The 23,783-nt window shown below is 53.1% G+C and carries 25 protein-coding genes; 3 read left to right on the top strand and 22 right to left on the bottom strand.

The annotated features are described in order from the left end of the window. Nucleotides 1–54 precede the first annotated feature (54 nt). Nucleotides 55–336: a hypothetical protein gene (locus ACX3P5_RS14900; protein WP_458968932.1), complete on the bottom strand. Its 282-nt coding sequence runs from the start codon at nt 334–336 to the stop codon at nt 55–57. A gap of 19 nt (nt 337–355) precedes the next feature. Here ACX3P5_RS14900 and ACX3P5_RS14905 point away from each other — a divergent pair, with 19 nt between their 5' ends. Then, on the top strand, nt 356–982 hold the full coding sequence (locus ACX3P5_RS14905; RefSeq protein WP_233987226.1) for a serine protease: 627 nt from the start codon (nt 356–358) through the stop codon (nt 980–982). Nucleotides 983–1,079: 97 nt separating this feature from the next. On the opposite strand, the gene ACX3P5_RS14910 is transcribed toward ACX3P5_RS14905, so the two are convergent. The 15 genes from ACX3P5_RS14910 to xerD form a co-directional block, all read right to left on the bottom strand. After that, entirely contained in the window at nt 1,080–2,021 is a 942-nt protein-coding gene (locus ACX3P5_RS14910) for a fimbrial protein (RefSeq protein ID WP_336756436.1), read from the bottom strand. Nucleotides 2,022–2,138: 117 nt separating this feature from the next. Beyond that, nucleotides 2,139–2,699: a fimbrial protein gene (locus tag ACX3P5_RS14915; RefSeq protein ID WP_336756438.1), complete on the bottom strand. Its 561-nt coding sequence runs from the start codon at nt 2,697–2,699 to the stop codon at nt 2,139–2,141. Next, complete coding sequence (locus ACX3P5_RS14920; protein ID WP_233987224.1) at nt 2,699–3,211, bottom strand: fimbrial protein; 513 nt, start codon at nt 3,209–3,211, stop codon at nt 2,699–2,701. Before ACX3P5_RS14920 ends, ACX3P5_RS14915 begins: the two co-directional genes overlap by 1 nt. A gap of 12 nt (nt 3,212–3,223) precedes the next feature. After that, nucleotides 3,224–3,703: a fimbrial protein gene (locus ACX3P5_RS14925; protein WP_233987223.1), complete on the bottom strand. Its 480-nt coding sequence runs from the start codon at nt 3,701–3,703 to the stop codon at nt 3,224–3,226. Nucleotides 3,704–3,770: 67 nt separating this feature from the next. After that, nucleotides 3,771–4,412: a fimbrial protein gene (locus ACX3P5_RS14930; protein WP_233987222.1), complete on the bottom strand. Its 642-nt coding sequence runs from the start codon at nt 4,410–4,412 to the stop codon at nt 3,771–3,773. 47 nt (nt 4,413–4,459) lie between these two features. Continuing rightward, nucleotides 4,460–5,206, bottom strand: coding sequence for a fimbria/pilus periplasmic chaperone (locus ACX3P5_RS14935; RefSeq protein WP_458969190.1), 747 nt, complete (start codon nt 5,204–5,206; stop codon nt 4,460–4,462). 40 nt (nt 5,207–5,246) lie between these two features. Further along, nucleotides 5,247–7,766, bottom strand: coding sequence for an outer membrane usher protein (locus ACX3P5_RS14940; protein WP_458968933.1), 2,520 nt, complete (start codon nt 7,764–7,766; stop codon nt 5,247–5,249). Next, nucleotides 7,766–8,299 (bottom strand): fimbrial protein, encoded by a 534-nt coding sequence (locus ACX3P5_RS14945; RefSeq protein ID WP_233987219.1) that lies wholly within the window; start codon nt 8,297–8,299, stop codon nt 7,766–7,768. Before ACX3P5_RS14945 ends, ACX3P5_RS14940 begins: the two co-directional genes overlap by 1 nt. 94 nt (nt 8,300–8,393) lie before the next feature. Further along, nucleotides 8,394–8,933 (bottom strand): fimbrial protein, encoded by a 540-nt coding sequence (locus tag ACX3P5_RS14950; protein ID WP_233987218.1) that lies wholly within the window; start codon nt 8,931–8,933, stop codon nt 8,394–8,396. A 1,223-nt stretch (nt 8,934–10,156) separates the two neighbouring features. Continuing rightward, complete coding sequence (locus ACX3P5_RS14955; protein WP_458968934.1) at nt 10,157–10,714, bottom strand: helix-turn-helix transcriptional regulator; 558 nt, start codon at nt 10,712–10,714, stop codon at nt 10,157–10,159. A 728-nt stretch (nt 10,715–11,442) separates the two neighbouring features. Then, on the bottom strand, nt 11,443–12,963 hold the full coding sequence (lysS, locus tag ACX3P5_RS14960) for a lysine--tRNA ligase (RefSeq protein WP_233987216.1): 1,521 nt from the start codon (nt 12,961–12,963) through the stop codon (nt 11,443–11,445). A 9-nt stretch (nt 12,964–12,972) separates the two neighbouring features. Beyond that, a protein-coding gene (prfB, locus tag ACX3P5_RS14965; protein WP_233987215.1) for a peptide chain release factor 2 occupies nt 12,973–14,071 on the bottom strand; the annotation gives its coding sequence in 2 pieces (ribosomal slippage) (nt 12,973–13,995 and nt 13,997–14,071; 1,098 coding nt in all). A gap of 218 nt (nt 14,072–14,289) precedes the next feature. Continuing rightward, nucleotides 14,290–16,026 carry a single-stranded-DNA-specific exonuclease RecJ gene (gene recJ / locus ACX3P5_RS14970; RefSeq protein ID WP_458968935.1) on the bottom strand — a complete coding sequence of 579 codons (1,737 nt, stop codon included), beginning with the start codon at nt 16,024–16,026 and terminating at the stop codon, nt 14,290–14,292. A 3-nt stretch (nt 16,027–16,029) separates the two neighbouring features. After that, on the bottom strand, nt 16,030–16,743 hold the full coding sequence (gene dsbC / locus ACX3P5_RS14975; RefSeq protein ID WP_094120918.1) for a bifunctional protein-disulfide isomerase/oxidoreductase DsbC: 714 nt from the start codon (nt 16,741–16,743) through the stop codon (nt 16,030–16,032). A 21-nt stretch (nt 16,744–16,764) separates the two neighbouring features. Next, nucleotides 16,765–17,658, bottom strand: coding sequence for a site-specific tyrosine recombinase XerD (gene xerD / locus ACX3P5_RS14980; RefSeq protein WP_336756449.1), 894 nt, complete (start codon nt 17,656–17,658; stop codon nt 16,765–16,767). A 102-nt stretch (nt 17,659–17,760) separates the two neighbouring features. Here xerD and fldB point away from each other — a divergent pair, with 102 nt between their 5' ends. Continuing rightward, nucleotides 17,761–18,279 (top strand): flavodoxin FldB, encoded by a 519-nt coding sequence (fldB, locus tag ACX3P5_RS14985; protein ID WP_233987212.1) that lies wholly within the window; start codon nt 17,761–17,763, stop codon nt 18,277–18,279. A gap of 55 nt (nt 18,280–18,334) precedes the next feature. Here the strand turns inward: fldB and ACX3P5_RS14990 are convergent, their stop codons facing one another. Then, nucleotides 18,335–18,742: a protein YgfX gene (locus tag ACX3P5_RS14990; protein WP_458968936.1), complete on the bottom strand. Its 408-nt coding sequence runs from the start codon at nt 18,740–18,742 to the stop codon at nt 18,335–18,337. Then, nucleotides 18,717–18,983, bottom strand: coding sequence for an FAD assembly factor SdhE (sdhE, locus tag ACX3P5_RS14995; protein ID WP_233987210.1), 267 nt, complete (start codon nt 18,981–18,983; stop codon nt 18,717–18,719). The genes ACX3P5_RS14990 and sdhE overlap by 26 nt, the downstream gene beginning before the upstream one ends. Before the next feature lie 226 nt (nt 18,984–19,209). Here sdhE and ygfZ point away from each other — a divergent pair, with 226 nt between their 5' ends. After that, a complete protein-coding gene (ygfZ, locus tag ACX3P5_RS15000; RefSeq protein WP_458968937.1) occupies nt 19,210–20,196 on the top strand; it encodes a tRNA-modifying protein YgfZ in 987 nt (328 codons plus the stop codon). Nucleotides 20,197–20,240: 44 nt separating this feature from the next. Here the strand turns inward: ygfZ and ACX3P5_RS15005 are convergent, their stop codons facing one another. From ACX3P5_RS15005 to ACX3P5_RS15020, 4 genes are all read right to left on the bottom strand, one after another. Next, on the bottom strand, nt 20,241–21,215 hold the full coding sequence (locus ACX3P5_RS15005) for a sugar-binding transcriptional regulator (protein WP_458968938.1): 975 nt from the start codon (nt 21,213–21,215) through the stop codon (nt 20,241–20,243). Between the two features lie 122 nt (nt 21,216–21,337). After that, nucleotides 21,338–22,195, bottom strand: coding sequence for a phosphogluconate dehydrogenase C-terminal domain-containing protein (locus tag ACX3P5_RS15010; protein ID WP_233988127.1), 858 nt, complete (start codon nt 22,193–22,195; stop codon nt 21,338–21,340). Nucleotides 22,196–22,197: 2 nt separating this feature from the next. Beyond that, entirely contained in the window at nt 22,198–23,007 is an 810-nt protein-coding gene (locus ACX3P5_RS15015; protein ID WP_458968939.1) for a sugar phosphate isomerase/epimerase family protein, read from the bottom strand. After that, the gene (locus tag ACX3P5_RS15020) at nt 23,004–23,783 is read right to left on the bottom strand and encodes a triose-phosphate isomerase family protein (protein WP_458968940.1); all 780 of its coding nucleotides are present in this window, start codon (nt 23,781–23,783) and stop codon (nt 23,004–23,006) included. The genes ACX3P5_RS15015 and ACX3P5_RS15020 overlap by 4 nt, the downstream gene beginning before the upstream one ends.

A 23,783-nucleotide genomic window follows, 5' to 3' on the forward strand; every position in this document is an offset into this window, starting at 1 on the left:
AATACGATGAAAATGCAGGTGAACCGCGCGAAGCCGTGGCTCAGTCGACGCTTATTAATATTTGATCTGCGTCACGCGGGCTATTACAGCACAGCCGCTGAACACCACATAGTCCCCTTGCGGCAAAGGATTATTGCTATCGTCGCAATAATATCTGCCGTCGCTGCAGGATGTTGTCATCCGCAGCGCAACCAAAAACGCCCGATTTTGCCACCACAGCCCAGCAAGGGTTGTCATTTGCCTGTCACCGGTTACGCTTTTTAATGTGTCTGCAATAAATAAAATTTCAGCGTTGCCGATAACCCCATTATGAAACGCCAGCTGGTGTGAACTCATTCTGACGCGGGGAGAAAGAATGCAACGGCTTATTGCCCTGATGATATTTGCCTTAACCGGCTGCTCGGTGGGTCACTATGAGTACAGTAAAGAGGCCGAAAAGCGGGTCGATATGACCGTGACCGGTATTCCAACCGTGCTGGGATTAGGCACGCTGGGCACCACCATTCCGCTGACGTCGGAGTACAGCCTGACCGCCGCGCACGTAGCGAAGTTTTCGCTCTATCGGGTCAAGTCCTGGCATCCGCAATGCGATCTGGCGGTGGTCTACCACAAAAACAGCGAAGCCAGCCTGCCGCCCAGCTTTCGCAACAGCCATATCGGCGACCAGGTGAATCTCTATGGCTACAGTTTTATTTCGGCGATGCCGGTCAGCTCCAGCGGACAGAACCTGATTAATACCACGCTGGCAAACAGCTGGAACAAAGCGGACTGTGTGGTGGTGGCGGCCAATGCCGGAGTGGTGAAAGGGATGTCGGGCGGCGCGGTCTATAACGCCTCTGACGATACGCTGGCGGGCGTGATCATCGGCTATAGCGATCGCATTAATGACAATACCAGCGGCAAGACGCTGTATAAGAATGTTGCGCTCTACGTGCCCTATGCGCGTTTTCAGCAATGGCTGGATCAGGCGATTAAAACCTGAGGAGTGGGTGAGGTCAGCGCCTCAGCGGAGAGATATTTTAATCAGGGTCTGATGCCGGGAAACCTGAGCATCAGACCCTTTTTTAGGGCTAGAAACCTTACTGTTCGGTGACAACCAGCGTTGCAGAAGCGGTAAAGTCGCCGGTAGCAATGCTGCTGCTGGGCAGCGAAGGATTTCTCAAGACGCTGAAGACCAGCCCCGCGGTGCCCGACCCGGCCACACTCATGTCGAAAGAAGAGCCGTTATTCAGCACGGTGCTATCTTTCGATACGCTGATACCCAGCGCACTGTTACTGGTAGTGATTTGTGAGTTTGACCACGACACCGGGGTCATATTCAGCTTCAGCGAAAAGTTGTGAACGCTGGTGCCACTGCAATTGAGCGTCAGGGTTTTGCTCACATCATTACTCGCAGGCAGCGTCGTGCTGATTTCTGACCGCTCAAGCTGACCAAAAGCGACGTCGATGCTGGGTGTTGAGACACTACAGGTATCGGCCACAACCCGGTTAATCGGCACTGAACACATCACGGTACCCGCGGGATAAGTATAATTTATCCCCCAGATTGACCAGCCATTACTCGGATTGACGGGTGTGATGCTGAAGCAGAGGTTTTTATAGGCCTGAGGATTCCAGACATCACCGCTACCGGCATTGATACCCGCAGTAATGGCACCATTGAGAATATTAGCGGTAAGAAACTTCGTCCCCAGGTTACCCCAGGTTTTTGCTTCCCAGGCGGGGTAATTGATCGCTTTTTCCCAGAATGGACCAACCAGCTTAGTGCAGCTGGTATCGGAACTGCAGTTGGCCAGATAAATTTGTACTGACACCGGTGAAAACGGTATTGCTACCGCGTCATGCGCAGTACTGATTTTGGTTAAGGTAAAATTGACGCCCGGCCCGCACAGTCCATTGTCACCGTAACAGGTCACACTAAAATCATAAGCGCTACAGCTGGCCGACCAGAGCCAGATAACCAACGCGGATAGCACGGTTTTACTCAATATCAGACTGGCTATCTTCGATAATTTCTTCATTATTTTTATCTCGCTAAAATGCTGTGTTACCACGCACTCATACCCTATTCCGCGGTTCAGTTATTCGCATTTCTAATTTATAAATAGCAACAAACTCGTTTCAGTCTCTGGCTGCGCTTATTCATAATTGAGGGTAAAAGTCGCTATCGCGTTAAACTCGCCCCGGCCAATAGAATGATTTTGAATCGCCGTTGGCTTGCCCTGAACATAACCATTAAATACCAGTTCGGTGGTGCCCGACGTCAATGCATACATGGGTGTCGCTTTATTAAACGGCAGCGCAACACCGCTGGTACTTTCCAGCCCAATCGCGATACCGCTGGCCGAACCGGTTATCGCCAGCATATCGGTTAATTCGCTGTCCGCAGTTCCGCTGAAGGTTAAACTCACGGTATTGCCCAGCGATAAATCGCACTCCAGCAAACGCACCGTAAAAGGCTGGCTGTGAACGCGCTGATTGATATAGAGATATTTATCAATAATGGTACCGAAATCGAGTTCTATATTTTCTGTTGTCGGATCAAGTACGCAGGGTTCCGCGACAAGATTACCCGAAAACCGAAGATTATCCGTCACTGCATGGGCCTTCACCTGTAATAACAGCAGTAAAAGCATAATAACAATCAGATTAACGACTAAAAAAAAGTTAATGATTTCGATTTTTTTATATTCTGACATTATTCATACTCCGCCAGTAACGTTGCCGTCGCACTAAACGCGCCTTCCGTTAATGCCGCGCCGGAAGAGACCGGAACCGCTTCCAGAGTGGGAGGATTGTTATAGTCAATCACAAAGGATTCATTGATCTTAACCGGCGCCCCATTTTGCAGAATTTCAATACCCAACCCCGGTATGGTGGTGGTAATTGCGCCGGTGTTATAGTCAGTCTGCGTCCCTTTCAGCGTCATATTCAACGTTGCCGCGGCATCCGGATCTTCGCATTCCAGCGTGTAACTGATTGGCTGCTTATAACGTTCGCCATCAATTTTATTGATCCCGACATTGCCAAATTCAATGGCGATATTCTCGTCATTGCTGATATGGCAGGGCTGGCGTTTTAACGTGCCGTGAATAGTGACATTAACCGTATCACCCGTCTGGTCTGCATATGTTTCGACGCTAAAAAGAAACAGAAGCGGCAAAGCAGCAAGTAGCTTCATGCCGAGCAGAGAATGTTGCCTGGCTTTCATCTTTATTCTTCCTTATTGATAAGCCACTTTAAGCGTTGCTGATGCATTAAATTCCTGCCCACTGCTAAAAGAAGCACCTGATTGTTTAACCAGAACAACATCCAGCGAAGGGGGAGAGTTTGCGTCAATGGTAAACCAGGCATTAGGACTCACCTGGCTATTATTCTGCAATAACTTAATCCCCAGCCCGGAAACATCGGTGGTTGTTAACTGACTGTCAAATGCAGCTGCATTGGCAACCCACTGCATGCTGATGGTTTTACCCGCAGAATCGCCCTGGCAGGTTAAGGTGTAAGGAACGGGCTTTTTATAAAAGTCGCCGCTGATTTGATTAATATAAACATCACCAAATTCAACGGCTACCGTTTCATCGCTGCCGAAATTACAGGCAGCCGTGGCGATAACGGTACCGGTTATTTTAATCGGAATCGGATCTATCGCGTAAAGCGGTCCCACGGACAGACATACACAAAGCGCAATAACACTGTTCAAACAGGTGCGTATGCGACGCCATGGTATTAGCGCTCTCACCCTCTGCGGCACTGGCATAATTTTAACCTCAGTCATAATTCAGGCGAAAGTTAACGGTGGAGGTGAAAGCTCCGGCGACCAGCGGCGCTGACGTACGCTCAGGAACCACATACCAGGTCAACACATCGTGATAAGGCGCGACAAAAACCGGTTCACTTCGATCGCCCAGACGCACATCCTGGTGACGGCTATCCAGCAGACGCAGCCCCACACCCTGAGCCCCCGCGACTTTAACCAGATCGGGCGATTCATTATCGGCTGGCGCGACAAAAGAGACGGAGACCACAGGCTGGCGGCTATCCCAGACGGTACTCTGTGTTCTGGCGTCCCGTTGACGCCCGCCATTCAGCAAACAGTCGCGCAAAGTCAGTTGAAACGGAATCGCCTCGCCACGCTGGCCCACCGTGCTGAAATCCCCGGTAGTGATGGTGCCCAGCTCAATATGCTGGTCAGCACTTTGCATTTCCAGACGGCAGGCCCCCTGGGTCAGCGCACCGGAGATATGCATGACGCCGCTCTCACCGTCTACCTGACTGAAATCCTGCGCCCGGACAGCAGGCGCGGCTGAGAGTAAAGAGGCGACCATCAGGCATGTCAGTCCCTGCAAACCGTGACGAATAATCCTCTGACCTGAACCCGTTCCTGTTAACGAAGTAGCTTCGATATCCATATGCAATTCCTGATTGGTTCTTGCTTGCTATCCTGCACAGCGCAGGATTAGCCTTCTTTATATTCACCTACGTTGCAGGTTGATCCACTGCAGCGGAAATGCAGTTTTGGCCGGCCACCGTAATCATTGATAAAGGTAATATCGGGTGAATTACCCATCTGATCTGCACTCACAGAGAGGGTTTCGCTGCTCTGCGGCGCAATCGTCAACGGCTTAATTTCAGCCAGATCTTTACTGCCATTACCCACCGCGGCGACATTAAAAAAGTAAGGCGTATTATTGTTGATGCGATATTTATTGCCTTCACGCGTCAGGGTAACTTTATCTTTCCAGACATTGATCATCTCCGCAGAAGTCTTAATCAAGGTGGCGGGACGATAAAATAATTTTATTCTGGTCTGCAATGCTATCTGTAATGTATTGGCTTTATTGGTACGCGGTGGAATTTCCCTGAGATTAAAATAATAAAGCGTCTCTTTATCCTGAGCCAGCAGGTTAATCGCGGGTAACGACTGGATTTTGACCTGGCTTTTGGCCGAGGGGTCCAGACGCTGCAGCGGCGGAAGTACGATTAACGGCGAATCTATTTTATTCCCGTTGGCATCCTCTATCCAGCCCTGGGCCAGATAGGGAAGTTCTTTATTTTTATTGCTGATATTCAGGCTGGTCGAATTTTTTCCGCCATCAAAAATGACGCGGGTACGGTCCAGCGCAATGGCCGCATTGGCCTGTGGCATGACAGCACAGCCAAGTAATAAACCTGCCATCAGGGAGGATAAAATTTTAATATTCATCATAACTCTCTCTTAAATTTTTTATCTTTTCAGCGCTGCTTTATTCGCAAGGAAGCAGTAATGCACTGGTTAATGGGGGTAATACCTTAGGCAAAGTGACATGGCACTGCTCTTTACCGTCCCATTTCACCTTCATCACTTCGCCGGCATTAATTCCCGTCAACCAGACGCTGCCATCATCATTAATAATACCCGTCTGATAAGCATCTTTATTTTCAATTGTCGCGCCAAACGGAGGTGAGGAACCATCAGCCAGTTTCACAATCGCCATCGCTTTCTGCCCGGCAACGATGCCTAATTTACGGTAACCAATAGCGCCTTCGGTTAATGAGGACTGCACGACTGAGCGAGGTGCATCGACATTATCGGCCAGTTTATCCAGGTCAACCCGAACGCTGCTGCGGTAATAACTATTAAGATCGCTGATGACTGCTTTACCGAACATATTACTGTGGCTGACACCGCCGTTACCTACCAGCGGAACATTTTTCACCCCACCGGTATCCAGCATCATTCGTGTTCCGCCTAATGTGCCGATGCGGTGTAACGCAACCCCATTACCGGTGGCCGTTACCCCACCCTGCAGAGAGACACCAAAAGAATTATACTGGTTACTGCTATAGCTGGCATTGGCAGTCATACTCGTCAGGTCGCCATCATGGGTATAATAACCACTGACATTGCCGTCACTGTTTGAATCAATGCCCGTACTAAGCTGATAATTACTGTTACTGTCGATACGATTATAAAGACTGACCGTATGCGATGTTTTACTGTTGTAATACTGGCTGTCATAGCTTATTGAACCGGTATTCCCCCAGGGAATACTAAGCGTCAGATAAGCGCCATCATCATTAGCGTGATCATAAACTGACCGGTACGCCGTCAGGTTAATACTCAGATTTTTAAGACGCATAAAATCAAAGTACTTTGCCAGAGACATCGTATAGTTGTCGTTGGCAGGCTGATCCCAGTAAGTCTGATGGCTATAGTTTAAATAACCGCTAAGACCCAAATCTTCAAATTGTTTATTGAAGGTGATCGTGTACAGTTCTTTGCCCTGCCCATTGCTGTTTCCAAGGTAACGTAAGTCAAGGTACTGAGACATGCTCAGGTAGTTACGTTCGGAAAAGCGGTAGCCGGCAAAAGTAACCTGACTGCTAATCTCTTCAAAGCGCTTCGAATAGCTGAGACGATAAGATTCACCCGTCAGGTTGCCCTGATCCGGCAAACGCGCCCGGGACTGAGTCACATCGACCGAGAGTGCGCCAAACGCCAGCAGATCACGTCCCACCCCGGTGGATAGCGCATTATAATCACCGCCAATGATCGCCCCGCCATAAAGCGACCAGCCATTATTGATCCCCCAGGAAAACTCACTGCTGGCGAAATTCGGACCACGACTGTGCCGCAGATAGTCAGAAGGTTTACCTAATGCCATCTTGTAGCGAACGATGCCAGGACGCGTCAGATAAGGGATGTTCGCGGTATTGACCTGAAAGGTTCGAACGCTGCCATCCTGCTCTTTAATCTGCACATCCAGGGTACCGGAAACAGCAGAGCTAAGATCCTGAATACGAAACGGCCCTGCGGGTACCTGGGTTTCATAGATAACCCGTCCCTGTTGTGAAACCGTGACCTTAGCGTCCGTTTTTGCGACACCACTGACCTCCGGCGCATAACCACGAAGGTTCGGCGGCAGCATACTGTCGTCAGATACCAGGCTCGCCCCGGTGAAACGAAAACTATCGAAAATATCTGAATAGAGATAGTTTTCCCCCAGGGTGAGCTTGGCCCGCAGCGCGCCGATAGCCCGATACATATAGTAGCGACTCATGCGTAACGTATGCTGAGACGGTTCTTTTAATCCCGTTGTGTGGTTGTAATAGCCCTGCCAGTCGCCGCGCAGGCGCCAGGGTCCGGCATTAAGGCCGACCACACCATTACCACTGACATCCTGCTCATTTTTTCCCACATCCGAGGTGCGGCTATTTCTGGCGTTAACACTGTAATCCAGTATGCCGCCTGGGATGCCTTCATCCCAGCGTGACGGGGGATCCCAGTTGTCAGCGATATATTCGATATAGGCTTGCGGGATCGAAATATCGAGCGCATTGTCCGCCAGATTACCCGTTGCCTGGGCACCCGGCAGCGAAGAAATATCTAAGCAGGTATTGTTATTCAGCCAGACGAGCTGCCCTTTCATTTTATCTTTGAGGCCAATCTGGTTAGCAATCTCTGGCGTAATACAGGGTTCACTGCCTTTAGGATCGTTGGCCGGAACCTGAAAAACCACATCAATTTCATTAAATTCGTGGCGATTGACCCGCAGCATCATATGGTACTTACCCGGCATCACATATCCGGCACGGGCAAAATGGCTCAGGTCAATGTGTTCGCGATCTTTTACATCCAGTACGTCTGTATTGAACTGTATATCCTGATTACCTGCGGCTCTTGCGTAAGAACTCGTTCCCAGAGCCAATATTATACTGACAACCAGTGGCCGTATTTTACTTGTTATTATTGGCAGGGGTAAATTTTTATGAGATCCCTTCATCAGTAATAATCCATTCTGAAGCGTATAGTGCTCTGGAAGTTGCCAGCCCGAACTGTATTCTGGTCTGCCATTAAACGTAAGTTATAATTTATTGTCATACTGCCAGGTGTAATACTATTCTCAGGCATAGCCTGTCCTGGCACGGCAATATTTCCGGCTTTATCAGAAATCTGCAGACCTACGCCATTGGCCTCACCACTCGTACTGAACAGGTCTCCATTAGTCGTATTTCCATCGAATGCAATGGAAAACTTTGACCAGTCATTTTTGTTTTTAAGTGAGGATTCCAGTGAGCAATTACTGAGTTTGATGGTAAAGGGTTGCGCAGGTCCGACACCTTCATTGACTATGGTGCTCACAGGTAAAACATCCAGATCGATACTTTGGTCCAGACTTTCAGCCGAAATGGCACAGGGCGTATCTATTATCATTCCCTGCATTTGTACTTTACCATGTCCCTGCCCGGCGGCATTCGCTACCGAAAACTGGCTCAGTACCGCAAGGGAAAATAGAGAGATTAAAAAAATTCTCATATTAATCGTCACCCGGTGCTTATTAAATTCATAATGCGTGAAGCATTGAATAAATAAACAGGCGGCGAACCGCCTGTTTATTAAATACAGACTATTATTCGTAAGCTAAAGTGAAGTTAGCTACGCTGGTGAATTCACCAGGAACAATTGGGGTAGCGGTGTTATCAGCTGCACCCTGCAGGTAAGCAGAGTAACGCAGTTCAGCTTCAGTCGTGCCGGTAGTTAAGTTGTAAGGGGTGCTCGCAGTACCCAGCTTAATGACGCTGCTGTTGTCATCAGTAATAGCGATACCTGCGCCTGCAGCTGAACCAGCCAGAGCCAGCAGTGAAGAAGTGGTATCAAAAGTAGCGCCTTTACCGGTGAAGGTAGCGGTTACAGTTTTCTGGGTAGTGATCGTACAATCTTCCAGTTTGATGTTGAATGCTTTAGGTGAAGATTTGCCGCCTTTAGCCAGCACTGAACTTGAAACCTGACCCAGGTCAACAGTCTGCTCAACAGTATCAGCAGTGATTGAGCAAGGTGCGTCAATGATTTCGCCTTTGAATTGCACAGTACCGTGACCCTGATCCGCTGCAAATACGCTGCCGCTTGCCAGAACCATACCCATAATCATTGCCAGTTGAATCTTTTTCATTTATATCATCCTTAAATTAAATTTATTTACTTATGCGTACACTTCGCGTTGTTACATAAAAAAACCGACCCATTTTTTATGAGCCATGTTTGTTTATATTCGGTGCAGGAGTAAGGCTTCGTATATGTATCTATACATTTCTTTACCCGCTTGCTGACGGAGGCATTTATACCTTTACAAAAAAGAGAATGAAATAACAATCTTAGTGAGAATCATCCAAATCAATGCTATTCAGGCTAACCACTTCATTGTCAAATGAGACTTGAAAGGCCTAAAAACCCGTATTTTCATTGAGGTAAGTTGTTAATTAAAATTTAAATGATGATTAGTTTCTTTTAGGAGGTTTCGCGCGATGAAGAACGCTTTATTCAGCGTGAAAGCGGCGTTAATGAGAGGAGTATTCCCGAAACGCAGGTTACAGGGGGAAATTAACGGCCGACCGATGCACCATTAATGTTCAGCATAACAAGGAAAGTGGCATAGCGAGATCGCTTCCGTGCTCTTTTATACATAAAAAGAGGTAGAAGATAAAAGCTCAAAGGCAGGCGTTTGTGTCAATCAGCTAAAAGTCAGAGACAGACTCCCTCTGGTCAGACCGAGGGTTCAGCACCAGTCATCCGTATCTGCTATCCGGAAAAGGACGCTCGGGTTTATGAACGAAGTGTAAAGTCGCACCAAAGAGATCAGGATGCTGAGCGCCAGCCTATGCGCTGACGAAACGGTCGTTAATAATCAGACGAGGTTTCCGTACGGTTGAGGTGACGCAGTTTCAGCCGGGCTGATAACGCATTCAGAGATAGCAGTTCAGGATGAAAAGGTAATCACCGCGTTTCATTGCACTTTTTTGGCAGCTGAGTGCGAGCTCTTTCAGGAATAACAGGATGCGCGCTACAGCCAGACGTGCAGGTCAGCTCGTCTTAACAGGGCGAAGTCCGTTGTTTAGCGGCGTAGCAACATAGCATGCGGCAATCTGAGTTGAGGCCAGGCAACATCGCCTTTTACGCTCAGAGACGGAAAGGATTCTGCCTTTAGTGCGCATCAGGGGTTAACGGTCAGAGAGGATGTTCAGCAGTAAGAGAGAATCAGGCTGGCCATGATGTCATGTGGCCAGGCCTGTAATGATGAGGTTGATGGCGCCTGGGTTATGCTCGCGCTCTACGCTTCCATTGTTTTTTACAGTTCATGCTTCCTATAACACACATTCAGGCTTGCAAGCGGTCGTGCTATCCGGCGCTGTTTAAGCCAAAAATCGTGTCATTATCACCGTAAAAATAATTTATCGTCTTGTAGAAATCGAGGCTATTTTTGCATTGCCACTTCGACATTATCTTTCTTTTCAGATAGCTGATATTTTTCTCTGTGCACTGGAAATAGCAGGCGATTTTTTTATTCGAAATGCCATTGTAGACCAGGTAACAATAGCGTCTCTCCTTCGCCGTCAGGAAAAGTGCATCGTTCGATCCTGGCCGATTTGCGCCTGCATCAGAGAACACGACTTCGCTAAGCAGCGACGAGAATGCAAACAAACTGATATTGCTGGGGACCAGCCTGATATGCTCCATACCGGCAAAGATATGAATAACGTCCTTGAGATGTGCAGGAACGATAGCAATACTCTGTTTCTTCCTGGTTTTATAGCTGGCATCTATATGCATAAGCTCAATCAGACTGACACGTCGGACAGAGAACAGTCCCTTTTTACCTGTAAAATTCCTTGTAAGTTCATTTAATCCAAGCATTAACATCTCGTTATTACCGAGAATAAAGATCTCATTCTTCATCTAATTCATCCTATGAATTGTTTATTATTATTTGAGGTGACACCACTTAAAGACAATTACTCCTGAGTTTTCACTCGCAATTTATCCTATGTTTTTTGCCATTTTTTATCTTGATCTAAAAGTGCTATTTCATTATTAACATTAATTACCAATCTGGAGCGTTTATTATTTAATTCCGAATATCTTATTTTTTCATGATGATATTATTCGCTTTAATTTCTTTCTGTATTAATGAATTAGGTTAATCGGCCTTCGAAAGCAGCATCCATTCAGATAAGCCTTTTTTATAACACTCAATCTAAAATCAGGATGAAATCATCAGACCATTCATTAACGCTAAAGCAATGATCTCTTTTTCTGATTCGCATAGAATTAAATTGTAATTATTTTTGTATAGGTTTCATTTAGCGCATAAAGTCAGCGATTGATCGCGCGTTATTACCATTAAGCGCGGTGTATAAGCGAACGCAAAAAGTGCAGGGTCCAGTTTAACTGTCTGTTAAAAAAGCATAACTTTGCGGATTTTAATTGGAGTTAATGAGAAAAAGACTAGTGCTGTAAAATAGTGTATCGGAGTGTGTCAGGATAATGAATTCGAACGGGTGAGATAAAAGCAGTGGCTGGAAGAGTGACAGCTGTCAGACTTTTGGCGCAGGATAAAAAAACTGCACCCTACTCAGCGGAGTTCCGCCTTTGGGGTGCAGTCTGTCAGGTATTATGCGTGATGGTTATTTGCTGCCCGGACGCAGCGCCGGGAACAGAATCACGTCACGGATGGTGTGGCTGTTGGTAAACAGCATTACCATACGGTCGATACCGATACCGAGACCGGCGGTAGGTGGCAGACCATGTTCCAGCGCGGTGACATAATCTTCGTCGTAGAACATCGCTTCGTCATCACCGGCATCTTTGGCATTGACCTGCTGCAGGAAACGCTCCGCCTGATCTTCCGCATCATTCAGCTCGGAGAAGCCGTTACCGATTTCACGGCCGCCGATGAAGAACTCAAAGCGATCGGTGATCTCCGGGTTCTGGTCGTTGCGGCGCGCCAGCGGCGACACTTCAGCCGGATATTCGGTAATGAAGGTCGGCTGAATCAGATGGGCTTCGGCGGTCTCTTCAAAGATCTCTGTGACCACACGGCCCAGGCCCCAGCTCTTCTCGACTTTAATGTGCAGCGATTCAGCAATCGCTACCGCTTTATCAAAGTCTTCCAGATCGGCCAGATCGGTTTCCGGACGGTATTTTTTGATCGCTTCGCGCATCGTCAGTTTTTCAAATGGCTTGCCGAAATCGAACTGATGCTCGCCATACGGCACCACGGTGGTGCCCAGCACATCCTGCGCCAGGGTACGGAACAGGCTCTCGGTCAGCTCAATCAGATCTTTGTAATCCGCGTACGCCATATAGAGTTCCATCATAGTGAACTCTGGGTTATGACGTGGCGAGATGCCTTCGTTACGGAAGTTACGGTTGATCTCGAATACCCGATCAAAGCCACCGACCACCAGACGCTTCAGATAGAGCTCAGGCGCAATACGCAGGTACATATCGATGTCCAGCGCATTGTGATGGGTGATGAACGGACGCGCAGAGGCACCGCCCGGGATCACCTGCATCATCGGGGTTTCCACTTCCATAAAGTCGCGGCTGACCATGAACTGACGGATACCGGCCATGATTTGCGAGCGAATTTTGAAGGTCTTACGTGATTCGTCGTTGGCGATCAGATCAAGGTAGCGCTGGCGATAGCGGGTTTCCTGATCGGCCAGGCCGTGGAATTTATCCGGCAACGGGCGCAGGGCTTTGGTCAGCAGACGCAGCTCAGAACAGTGAATCGACAGTTCGCCGGTTTTGGTCCTGAACAGCTTGCCGCGCGCGCCGAGGATATCGCCGAGGTCCCATTTTTTGAACTGCTCGTTGTAGATCCCTTCAGCCAGATCATCACGCGAAACATAGAGCTGAATGCGTCCGCCGACATCCTGCAGGGTCACGAATGATGCTTTACCCATGATACGGCGCGTCATCATGCGTCCGGCCACGCTTACTTCGATGCCCAGCTCTTCCAGTTCTTCGTTGCTCTTCTCGCCATAGCTTTCCAGCAGCTGGTTCGAGAGCGTATCGCGACGGAAATCGTTAGGAAACGCCACGCCATTGGCACGCAGCGCGCTCAGCTTTTCGCGACGCGTTTTCAGTTCGTTGTTTAACTCAAGTGCGGCGTCAGCGCTCTGCGGTTGTTGTTCAGACATGTCGGTTCCTTATAACCCTGCTTTTAAACTAGCTTCAATGAATCGATCCAGATCGCCGTCCAGCACCGCCTGGGTGTTGCGCGTTTCCACACCGGTACGCAGATCTTTGATGCGCGAATCGTCGAGCACGTAAGAACGGATCTGGCTGCCCCAGCCGATGTCAGACTTGTTGTCTTCCAGCGCCTGTTTCTCAGCATTTTTCTTTTGCATCTCAAGCTCGTACAGCTTCGCCTTCATCTGCTTCATCGCCTGATCTTTGTTCTTGTGCTGAGAACGGTCGTTCTGACACTGAGTCACGGTGCCGGTTGGAATGTGGGTAATACGTACCGCGGATTCCGTCCGGTTAACGTGCTGACCACCTGCACCGGAGGCGCGATAGACGTCGATGCGCAGATCGGCGGGGTTGATGTCGATATCAATATCGTCATCCACTTCCGGATAGATAAAGGCTGAGCTGAATGAGGTGTGACGACGACCGCCTGAGTCGAACGGGCTCTTACGCACCAGGCGATGCACGCCGGTTTCGGTACGCAACCAGCCAAAGGCGTAGTCGCCCGATACGCGAATGGTCACAGATTTAATGCCCGCCACTTCGCCTTCAGACTCTTCAATAATTTCAGTTTTGAAACCGCGGGATTCAGCCCAGCGCAGATACATACGCATCAGCATGCTGGCCCAGTCCTGCGCTTCGGTGCCGCCAGAGCCCGCCTGCAGATCGATATAGCAGTCAGCGCTGTCGTATTCACCGGAGAACATACGGCGAAATTCAAGTTCTCCCAGCTTGCTTTCAAGGCCATCCAGCTCGGCCACCGCTTCGTTGAACGTCTCTTCGTCGTCGGCCTCGACGGCCAGCTCCAGCAGACCCTGGACATCTTCCAGCCCTTGCGTCATCTGGTCGAGCGTGTCAACAATCGCTTCAAGCGAGGAGCGCTCTTTGCCCAGTGCCTGGGCGCGTTCCGGCTCATTCCACACGTCTGGCTGTTCCAGCTCGGCGTTTACTTCTTCGAGGCGTTCTTTCTTGGCATCGTAGTCAAAGATACCCCCGAAGAACGTCGCTGCGCTCACTGAGGTCCTGAATACGGTTTTTGACCGGGTTGATTTCAAACATGGCTTTAGCGTCTTTTTTGCGTTCGATGGAGAGGAAAATTAACGGATAAGTTTACCCGAAACTGACGACAGTTTGTAGCGCTGATGCGGTGGCGGCGCGGCGGGGATTAACGGTATGGCGTACCGTGCATCGGTGGAGGGAAAGCAGGAACGGCGACACGATGCCGGGCAGGTGTCGCGCCTCTTCACCCGCAGACGAGGCGCGACTGTCGGTTAAGGTCAGTTAACCGGCCAGAGATGATCGATGATCAGCTGCACCGAGCGGTTGCCGCGATATTCGTTGATATCCAGCTTGTAGGCCAGTTCAACCTGACGCACGCTGGTGTCGGGCCAGAGTGTGGTATCCACATTAAAGGCGATGCCATCGATCAGCGGGCCGCCGCCCAGCGGCTCCACCATCACTTTCAGATGGCGTTCACCCACCAGCCGTTGCTGCAATAGCTTAAATTTGCCATCGAAAGCGGGCTCCGGGAACGCCTGGCCCCAGGGACCTGCTTCACGCAGCATCTCGGCGGTCTGCAGGGAAAATTCCTGCGGCTGCAGCGCACCATCGGACCAGATAATGCCCTGCAGGGATTCGCCATCCAGCCATTCGCCGACCAGTTCGGCAAAGCGCTGGCGGAACTCCTCATAGCGTTCCGTTTCCAGCGACAGGCCCGCCGCCATCGCATGACCGCCAAACTTCAGCATCAGGCCCGGATTGAGGGTATCAAGCCGTTCCAGCGCATCGCGCAGATGCAGACCGGCAATCGAGCGGCCGGACCCTTTCAGCGTCCCGTCACCGGCGGGCGCAAAAGCGATGACCGGACGGTGAAAGCGCTCTTTCAGGCGTGAAGCCAGAATCCCGACCACGCCCTGATGCCACTCCGGATGATAAAACGCCAGCCCCAGCGGCAGGTCGCTCTGCTCACGCTCCAGCGCCTGACACAGTGCCAGCGCTTCGCTCTGCATCCCCTGCTCGATCTCTTTGCGCGTCTGATTCAGCGCATCCAGTTCGCTGGCTAACATCCGCGCCTGGCTGAGATCGTCAGTCATCAGTAACGCCACCCCGACCGACATGTCATCCAGTCGCCCGGCGGCATTAAGCCGTGGGCCAAGCGCAAAGCCCAGATCGCTGGCCGCCAGCTGGCGCGCATCGCGGTTGGCGATCTCCAGCAGCGCACGAATGCCGGGACGGCATTTACCGGCGCGAATCCGGCTCAGTCCCTGCCACACCAGAATGCGGTTATTGACGTCGAGCGGCACCACATCAGCCACCGTGCCCAGCGCCACCAGATCCAGCAGCTCCGCCAGATTAGGTTCGCTGCGGGTTGCGCCGAACCAGCCCAGGGTGCGCAGATGCGCACGCAGCGCCAGCATCAGATAAAACGCGACGCCGACGCCTGCCAGTGCGCGCGAGGGGAAGTTGCAGTCGGCGAGGTTGGGATTAACGATCGCTTCGGCGGCCGGCAAGGTTTCTCCCGGCAGGTGGTGATCGGTGAGCAGCACCGGAATACCGTGCTGGTGCGCGCATTCAACCCCGGCATGGGACGAAATCCCGTTATCCACCGTCAGGATCATCGCCGCACCGCGCGCGCGCGCCTGCTCAACCACTTCCGGGCTAAGCCCATACCCATCTTCGAAGCGGTTCGGCACCAGATACTGCACGTTGCTGCCGCCCATGCTGCGCAGCGCCATCACCGTCAGCGCGGTGCTGGTCGCGCCATCGGCATCAAAATCGCCGACCACCATAATGCGGCGACCATCGAGCAGCGCCTGATGCAGCAACGTCACTGCGCTATCAATGCCGCTCAGCGCCTGGAACGGCAGCAGATTTTTCGCGCCGCGCTCCAGCTCCGCCGCGTCCCGTACCCCGCGTTGCAGATAAAGACGTTTCAGCAACGGCGGCAGGGTTGCCGGCAGCGCATCCTCAACCGTCACTTCACGACGACGCAGTTCCACTTCGTTTTTTACCACCGATTAACCACCACGCTTTTGATTATCCAGTACCTGCTTCAGCTCCTGCGGACCCTGATAGCCCGGGATCATCATGCCGCTGTCGGTCAGGATGGCTGGCGTGCCCTGAATGCCAAACAGCACTCCGAGCTTGTAGTGCTGTTCAATATTGATTTTGCAGCTGTCTGGCGCGGCCATCTTCGGCGCATCGCCCTTCATCGCCTCATCAAAGGCTTTGTTACGATCGGCGCTGCACCAGATCGCTTTCATCGCAGTTTCAATCTGGCCATGCAGCCCTTCACGCGGGAACGCCAGATAGCGTACGGTGATCCCCAGCGCATTGTAGTCTGCCATCTGCTCATGCAGCTTGCGGCAGTAGCCACAGGTAATGTCGGTAAACACCGTCACCACATGCTGCTCTTTTGGTGCTTTGTAGACGATCATCTCCGGCACCAGCGCCTCGACTTTTTTGTCGAGCAGCTGATTGGTCACGTTGACCGGCTGTGCGCCGCTGACGTCATACAGCGGTCCCTGAATCATATGTTTGCCATCATCGGTTACGTAGAGCACGCCGCTCTCCGACAGCACGGTTTTGAAGCCCGGCAGCGGTGACGGGGAAATCTCAGTCTGATTTAAGCCGAGCTTTTTTAATGATTGCTGAATGGCGCTGTCATCGGCCTGTGCCAGACCGGAAAAGGCGCTGGCTAACAGCGCCAGCATGGCAAAATGCTTGTTCATCTCTTTCCTTATTTCCGCAGATCAGGCCCGCGGATGATGTTGTTGATGCAACTGACGCAGGCGCTCGGTGGCGACATGCGTATAAATTTGGGTGGTGGAGAGATCGCTGTGTCCCAGCAACATCTGTACGACACGCAGATCGGCACCGTGGTTCAGCAGATGGGTAGCAAACGCATGGCGCATCACATGCGGCGACAATTTTTCACTGTCGATACCGGCCAGCGTGGCGTAATGCTTGATGCGGTGCCAGAAGGTCTGCCGCGTCATCTGCTGCGCCCGATTGCTTGGAAACATCACATCCAGCGTCTGTCCGTTGAGTAACCACGGCCGTCCATGCTCCAGATAGTGCTCCAGCCAGTAAACCGCTTCTTCACCTAACGGCACCAGTCGCTCTTTATCGCCTTTACCGATGACCCGCACCACGCCCTGCCGCAGGCTGATATCACTCAGCGTCAGGCCCACCAGCTCAGAAACGCGCAAACCGGTGGCGTAGAGTAACTCCAGCATCGCTTTGTCGCGCAGCTCAAGCGGGATGTCGATGTTCGGTGCCTGCAGCAGCCGCTCCACCTGCGCCTCGCTGAGATCCTTCGGCAGTCGCTGCGGCAGTTTCGGTGCCGATAACAGCGCGCTGGGATCGTCAGACCGGAGCTTCTCGCGGTAAAGATATTGAAACAGGCGGCGCATAGCGCTGAGCAGCCGGGCGGAACTGGTCGCCTTGTAGCCGCCTTCCAGCCGCTCGGCCAGAAACTGCTGCAGATCCAGCGGCATCACGCTGAGCAGCGTCAGATTATGATGCGCCAGCCAGCTGGTCAGCGTCTGGAGATCCTGGCGATAAGAGGAGAGCGTATTCTGCGCCAGATTGCGCTCAATCCAGAGCGCATCGAGAAACTGTTCAGTCAGTTCGCTGTCTTGCACGTTATCCCCGCCGTTCGCTGTAAAATCATGCTCATTATGCCTGATTCAGCGGCGCTTCTGGTACAATTGCGCCAAAGTCAGTCTTTACAGAGTGTTATCTGCATGAAAATCGGTCTTTTTTACGGTTCCAGTACCTGTTACACCGAAATCGTAGCGGAGAAAATTCGCGATTTTATTGGCGAAGAGCTCGTCACCCTGCACAACGTGAAAGATGACGATCCGCGCCTGATGGAGCAGTACGATCTGCTGATCCTGGGGATTCCGACCTGGGATTTCGGCGAGTTACAGGAAGACTGGGAGGCGATCTGGTCGCAACTGTCGACCCTGAATCTGCGCAACAAGATTGTGGCGCTGTACGGCATGGGCGACCAGATTGGCTACGGTGAATGGTTCCTGGATGCGCTGGGTATGCTGCATGAGTTGTTGCAGCCGATGGGCGTGCGCTTTGTCGGTTACTGGCCGCTGGCAGGATATGAGTTCACCAGCCCGAAACCGCTCACTGCCGACGGCCAGCAGTTTGTCGGTCTGGCGCTCGACGATGTGAACCAGTTTGAGGTCACCGACGAACGCGTCGAACAGTGGTGTGAGCAGATATTAACCGAGACCGCCGAACTGCTGTAATCGCTAAACATCCCTATCCGGTGAGCGGCTTTAGCGGGTAAAGCCGCTTCAGCGCTCATTCGCTCTGCGCCTCGCTGAAACAGCGGGCGCGCAACGCCCGCCATTCACCCGGCGGCATCATGTCCTGTATCAGCCATAAGCGCAGGGTTCTGCCCCGCTCGCTTTTCGCCACCCATAACACGCCAAACGGCAGCCAGCGCAGCGGCTGAGTCGGCCGCCAGCGTTCGCCCTGCCAGCACCAGATTTGCGCACTCTCGCGCTGAAGCGAACCGCGCCGCTGACGGAGCCGTTGATGATGGCATCCGCCTTCAGCCAGCACTAATCCCGCTATCGTCAGCTTAATCAACCCTCCGCTGACGGGCAGCAGCAACACGCCGGAGAGCGCCACCACCAGCCACACGCCCAGCAGGATAGGCGCCAGGCGGGACGGCTGCAGATTACATTGCCACCGGGCCGCGTTCACGGTTGCGCTGCTGAATCAGGTTAACCATCCGCTTCAGCTCAGGATCGCTGGGCTCGCCGTGGTTCATCAGCCAGTTAAACAGGTCGGGATCGTCGCTCCTGAGCAGCGCGATAAACACCTGCTTATCGGTGTCGTTCAGGCTGTCATATTCATATTTAAAGAACGGCATAATAGCCACATCCAGCTCCAGCATGCCGCGGCGGCAGGCCCACTGAATCCGTGATTTATCATTGATATCCATGCGTCAGTTTCCACAGTTCACAACATGGCGGCTAGTGTAACCTGGATTGTCGCAGGCTGCAGGCGAAGCGCAGCCTGCTGTGCGATCTGCCGCACATCAGGCCGCCTTTTTTCAGGGTTATCACGCGATTTGTGCGCCGTGTTCAGTAAACAGGTTGCATTGCCAGTCGGCTCTTTTAACATTGAGGATATTGTTTCGGATGAACCTTCTTAATCAGGATATCTCCATGCCAACCTTTACTTTACCGCCGCGCCAGCCTGTTGCCTCGTCCCGTCTGCCGTTAACGCTGATGTCACTGGATGCCTGGGCGCTGGTTTCCGTCTTCGGCCCCGACAGCACCGCCTACCTGCAGGGTCAGCTGACGCTGGACGTGGCCGCGCTGGATGCCGCTCACCATCTGCCCGCCGCTCACTGTGATGCCAAAGGCAAGATGTGGAGCAACCTGCGCCTGTTCCATCGCGGCGAAGGTTATGCCTATCTGGTGCGTCGTGAACTGCGCGACACTCAGCTGAGCGAATTAAAGAAATATGCGGTGTTCTCGAAAGTGACGCTGGCGGCCGATGATGAGGCCGTGTTGCTGGGCGTGGCCGGTTTCCAGGCGCGCGCCGCGCTGGCCAACCTGTTTGAACAGTTGCCCGACAGCGAAACCCCGGTGGTGCAGCAGGGAGAAACCACGCTGCTGTGGTTTGCGCATCCGGCGGAGCGTTTCCTGATCGTGACCTCGCTGGCCCAGGCGGAATCGCTGCAGCAGAAACTGGCGGATGATGCCGAGTTCAATGACAGCCAGCAGTGGCTGGCGCTGGAGATTGAAGCCGGCATTCCGGTGATTGATCCCGCCACCAGCGTGCAGTTTATTCCTCAGGCCACCAACCTGCAGGCGCTGGACGCCATCAGCTTTAAAAAAGGCTGCTACACCGGTCAGGAGATGGTGGCGCGGGCCAAATACCGTGGCGCGAACAAACGCGCACTCTACTGGCTGGCGGGACAGGCCAGCCATCTGCCGCCAGCCAATGCGGCGCTGGAACTCCGGATGGGTGAGCGCTGGCGACGTACCGGCAGCGTGCTGACGGCGGTGCAGCTGGATGACGGAGTCAGCTGGGTGCAGGTGGTGATGAATAACGATCTGGAGCCGGAGAGCGTGCTGCGGGTTGAGGGTGATGAAGGCGGTCATCTGACCATTCAGCCGCTGCCCTACTCGCTGCAGGAAGAGTAACGGCTCAGGCACGTCGCCGCAGAGGCTGCGTGCCTGCGCGGCGGCTACTCCGCTTTCTGCGTCATGTTAAGCAGGGTGCGGATGTTCTGCGCCGTGGTGGCAATGATGTCGATAGCGCCGGTGCGTAACGCGCCCAGAATCGCCATCGCTTTGGTGTTCTCCGAGGCGATGGCAATCACGCACGGGATCTTGCGCAGTTCATCAATGCTCAGACCAATCACCCGATCGTTCATCACGGTATCAACGTGCTGCCCCTGCGAATTAAAAAAGTCGTAGCCCGCGATATCACCGATGACGCCCTGATTCAGGCTGGCGTCGATGATTTCGTGCGGCGTAAACCAGCCTAACTTAACCATGTAGCTGTTTTCATTCATGTCGCCGATGCCGACCAGCGCGAAGTCAGCTTTGCGCGCCCGATCCAGCGTCTCTTTAATGGTGCCGTTCTGCATAAACGCCGCTTTCAGCGAGCGATCTTCGACATAGGCCGGAGCGTAGAGTGTTTCGCTGATGCCACCAAACTTCTTCGCCAGCCGACGGCTGATGTGGTCAGCGTTAATCGCATCACCGGGACGGTGAGTGCCGCCGATACCGCTGATGAAGTGACAGTTACGCGTCGGCGCCTGGCCCGGATGATCGGCCACCGCCGCCACGTTGCGCCCTTGCCCGACGGCCACCACCGAGTTTTCTTTTAGCGATTGCTCCAGCCAGGAGGAGACCAGCGCCGCCACCTGACGCCGCTGCTCATCATTGTCCTGCAGATCGAGCGCGATCAGCGCACGCTGTAAGCGGGGAAAGCGGTCAAGCAATTGCTGCTCAAGCCGGGTACTGAATACCGGATGGTAACGCACGTTGATTTCAACAATGCCCTCTTCCCTGGCACGCTTCAGCAGCCGTCCGACTTTGATGCGTGAAATGCCAAACTTACGCGCAATCTCTTCCTGGGTAATTTCGTCCTGATAATAGGCGACTGCGATTTCGGTCAGCAGTTCAGCGTCCTGAGAAGGCGTGTGTTTTTCCATGCGTTATCTGTCTCGCAGTGAGTTACCTGACTAAGCACAGGCGTTTCAGGAGGGAATTTATACCATTGAACCGGCTCACCTCGCCAGGCATTGAGGCGGCGAGCCGGTAGTGGTGTCACAGATTAGCGATGAATGGCGTCGATTTTCAGCATCCGGGCAATCACGATATCCAGCTCTTTCTGATCGAAAATCTGCTTCCAGTCAGGCTTCACAATCTTCTCGCGTCCATATTCCATGGCGATCATGCAGGCATCAGAGAACGGATTAGTGGCGCGGAACGCTACCGCCAGCGCAATCTGAATATGCCCGTAGAGCATCGCTTTTGCGGCCTCTTCCGGAACGCCACTGTGCTTCACCGTTTCATCGAGCGCTTCTTTCATAAAGGCACCCACCATGCAGGCGACGGTCTCAACCAGCGTCGGCTCAAGATAGGCCAGCTGGGTCACAGTCACCCAGTGTACCTGCTCCACCGGGCCATACATCACGCTGATCACCTTGCTGAGTTCGGCGCGCTGCGCCTCGCTGCCCGCTTCATAAGCCGCGGCAACGTGCTGAATCGCGGCAATGCCGCCAAAGGCGTCGGCGTGCTCCTCTTTGGTGTAACGCTCAAGGAACACCGATGGATGACAGGGATGCGCCACCGCATACTCAATATCGTCACGCTGGAAGATCAGATTGGCATAGGCGGCGGCCGGATCGAGCGTTAACAGCACCGCGCCAGCCTTCATCTGCGGCACCACCGCTTCAGAGACCTTACCCAGCACAATATCCGGCACCGCCAGGATCACCACGTCGCTTAACGGCACCACCGAGGCGGCATCCGACAGTTCACGGCCCTGTTGAGTAACCTGCTGCTGCGCCGCGGGTGAATTTTCACAGTAAAAGACCTGGTAATCACTTTTCTGGAAGTTGGCTGAAATGCGCATGCCCATCTTGCCGCCGGCGCCAATCACAGTAAGGGTTTTCAGTTGATTCATTATTATTACTCCCGATTTTGTTTACTACGTAAAAATTCCACGCTGCGCGCCGTCCACTCAGCTTCACGCTGACAGGTGGTGGCAGCGTCTTCCTGCCACGGCAGCCAGTGTTCAATAATCTGGTTAATGCCGCGTTCGGCCGGACGCACGCTGGCGATCATCTGGTCATAATCGAGCAAGCCTTCACCCATCGGGCAGCCGGCATAGGTAAAGCCGACCCAGCCATCACGCCGGGTAAAGGCGAAATCTTTGATGTGCAGATTGCCGACCCGCGTCGCGGTCTGCGCAATGACCTGCTCAGGTAACTCCAGCCCGGCGACGCAGTTGGCCGGATCGAGACAGACACCCAGCCACGGCGACGGAAAGCGGTTAATCACGGACATCAGATCCGCCGTTTTGACCTGCTCGTAGGTCTCAAGACAGAGCCGGACCTGCTGCTCCGCATAGTCCGGCAGCACGTCGGCGATCAGCTGCGCCGCCTGCTCCAGTGAGGGGCGATGGCTGGCGGTGTAAAACATCGAGCGCACAACATGCGCATCGAGCTGTTGCGCCATCTGCAGATAGCGTTGCAGATGGGCCGTCTCCAGCCCACGAGTGCCGAGTTCCAGCGTAATGCCCAGCGCATCCGCCTGCTGCCGCAACCGTTGCAGGTGGGCATCCGACCAGCTCTCAATTGCCGGATAATCGCAAATCTGGAACAGCGACAGATCGAGTGCGGCGGTCTGCTCCAGCATCTGTTCCAGCGTCAGCGGCTGCGGAACCCGCTCTGACATGCGCCAGAAAAAGGCGTAGGTGCTAAGTCCGATCTGGCTCATGAGTGACACTCCTCCGCCAGCACGCTGGCCTCGTCAATAATCTGCTCCAGCGCGGCAGGAGCGTGGGCAAAGCGGCCGAGGAACAGACCATCCACGGTTCCGCCAAGCCGCTGAATCAATCCCGGACCGGCGCTGCCGCCGTAGATCACCTGCAGAGAAATGCCTGCTGGCGTCGGCAACTGACGCACACCTTCACACACCGCGCGGATATAGCTTTCGGGTGCCGGTTGCGGTGCGCCAATCGCCCACTGCGGTTCCCAGGCAAAAAAGAGCGTGCCGGTCAGACCCTGCTGCTGTGCCAGCGACAGCGCCTCGCCCAGTTGCTGCTGGCACAGGGCGATCGCCTGCGACGGTTCCCCCTGCTGCGCTTCCCCGATGCATAACACCGGCGTCAGGCCGTGGCTGAGCGACATCGCCACTTTGGCGGCAATCTGCGCGGAATCTTCATGGAAATGGCGGCGGCGTTCGGCGTGACCGATCTCCGCCAGCGAACAGCCCAGCTCCTGCAACATGCTGGCGCTGACTTCACCGGTCCAGGCACCGTTTTCAGCCTGGCAGACATCCTGACCCCCAACGCGTACCGGCGTATCGGCAAAAATAGCGGCAGCCGCCGGTATCGCCGGATAGGCGGGCAGCACAAACAGCCCGATATCGCCGCGCTGAATCGCTGGATGACGCCGCGCCAGCGCGGCAACGTCGTGGCACCAGTCGAGGGTTTGCTGGTAGCCAAAATACATTTTCAGGCTGACGCCCAGCCACAGAACAGGTTGTGACAT

The sequence above is a fragment of the Pantoea sp. S-LA4 genome, assembly GCF_054482835.1.

Excerpts from the sequence above, each read along its gene's own strand:
- ACX3P5_RS14900 (WP_458968932.1), bottom strand. The coding sequence starts at position 336 with ATGAGTTCACACCAGCTGGCGTTTCATAATGGGGTTATCGGCAACGCT.
- ACX3P5_RS14920 (WP_233987224.1), bottom strand. The coding sequence starts at position 3,211 with ATGAAAGCCAGGCAACATTCTCTGCTCGGCATGAAGCTACTTGCTGCT.
- ACX3P5_RS14950 (WP_233987218.1), bottom strand. The coding sequence starts at position 8,933 with ATGAAAAAGATTCAACTGGCAATGATTATGGGTATGGTTCTGGCAAGC.
- fldB (WP_233987212.1), top strand. The coding sequence starts at position 17,761 with ATGAAAATCGGTCTTTTTTACGGTTCCAGTACCTGTTACACCGAAATC.
- ACX3P5_RS15020 (WP_458968940.1), bottom strand. The coding sequence starts at position 23,783 with ATGTCACAACCTGTTCTGTGGCTGGGCGTCAGCCTGAAAATGTATTTT.
- ACX3P5_RS14935 (WP_458969190.1), bottom strand. The coding sequence starts at position 5,206 with ATGAATATTAAAATTTTATCCTCCCTGATGGCAGGTTTATTACTTGGC.
- ACX3P5_RS14910 (WP_336756436.1), bottom strand. The coding sequence starts at position 2,021 with ATGAAGAAATTATCGAAGATAGCCAGTCTGATATTGAGTAAAACCGTG.
- lysS (WP_233987216.1), bottom strand. The coding sequence starts at position 12,963 with ATGTCTGAACAACAACCGCAGAGCGCTGACGCCGCACTTGAGTTAAAC.
- sdhE (WP_233987210.1), bottom strand. The coding sequence starts at position 18,983 with ATGGATATCAATGATAAATCACGGATTCAGTGGGCCTGCCGCCGCGGC.
- ACX3P5_RS15015 (WP_458968939.1), bottom strand. The coding sequence starts at position 23,007 with ATGAGCCAGATCGGACTTAGCACCTACGCCTTTTTCTGGCGCATGTCA.
- dsbC (WP_094120918.1), bottom strand. The coding sequence starts at position 16,743 with ATGAACAAGCATTTTGCCATGCTGGCGCTGTTAGCCAGCGCCTTTTCC.
- ACX3P5_RS14955 (WP_458968934.1), bottom strand. The coding sequence starts at position 10,714 with ATGAAGAATGAGATCTTTATTCTCGGTAATAACGAGATGTTAATGCTT.
- ACX3P5_RS15005 (WP_458968938.1), bottom strand. The coding sequence starts at position 21,215 with ATGGAAAAACACACGCCTTCTCAGGACGCTGAACTGCTGACCGAAATC.
- ACX3P5_RS14915 (WP_336756438.1), bottom strand. The coding sequence starts at position 2,699 with ATGTCAGAATATAAAAAAATCGAAATCATTAACTTTTTTTTAGTCGTT.
- ACX3P5_RS14940 (WP_458968933.1), bottom strand. The coding sequence starts at position 7,766 with ATGAAGGGATCTCATAAAAATTTACCCCTGCCAATAATAACAAGTAAA.
- ACX3P5_RS14945 (WP_233987219.1), bottom strand. The coding sequence starts at position 8,299 with ATGAGAATTTTTTTAATCTCTCTATTTTCCCTTGCGGTACTGAGCCAG.
- ygfZ (WP_458968937.1), top strand. The coding sequence starts at position 19,210 with ATGCCAACCTTTACTTTACCGCCGCGCCAGCCTGTTGCCTCGTCCCGT.
- ACX3P5_RS14930 (WP_233987222.1), bottom strand. The coding sequence starts at position 4,412 with ATGGATATCGAAGCTACTTCGTTAACAGGAACGGGTTCAGGTCAGAGG.
- ACX3P5_RS14905 (WP_233987226.1), top strand. The coding sequence starts at position 356 with ATGCAACGGCTTATTGCCCTGATGATATTTGCCTTAACCGGCTGCTCG.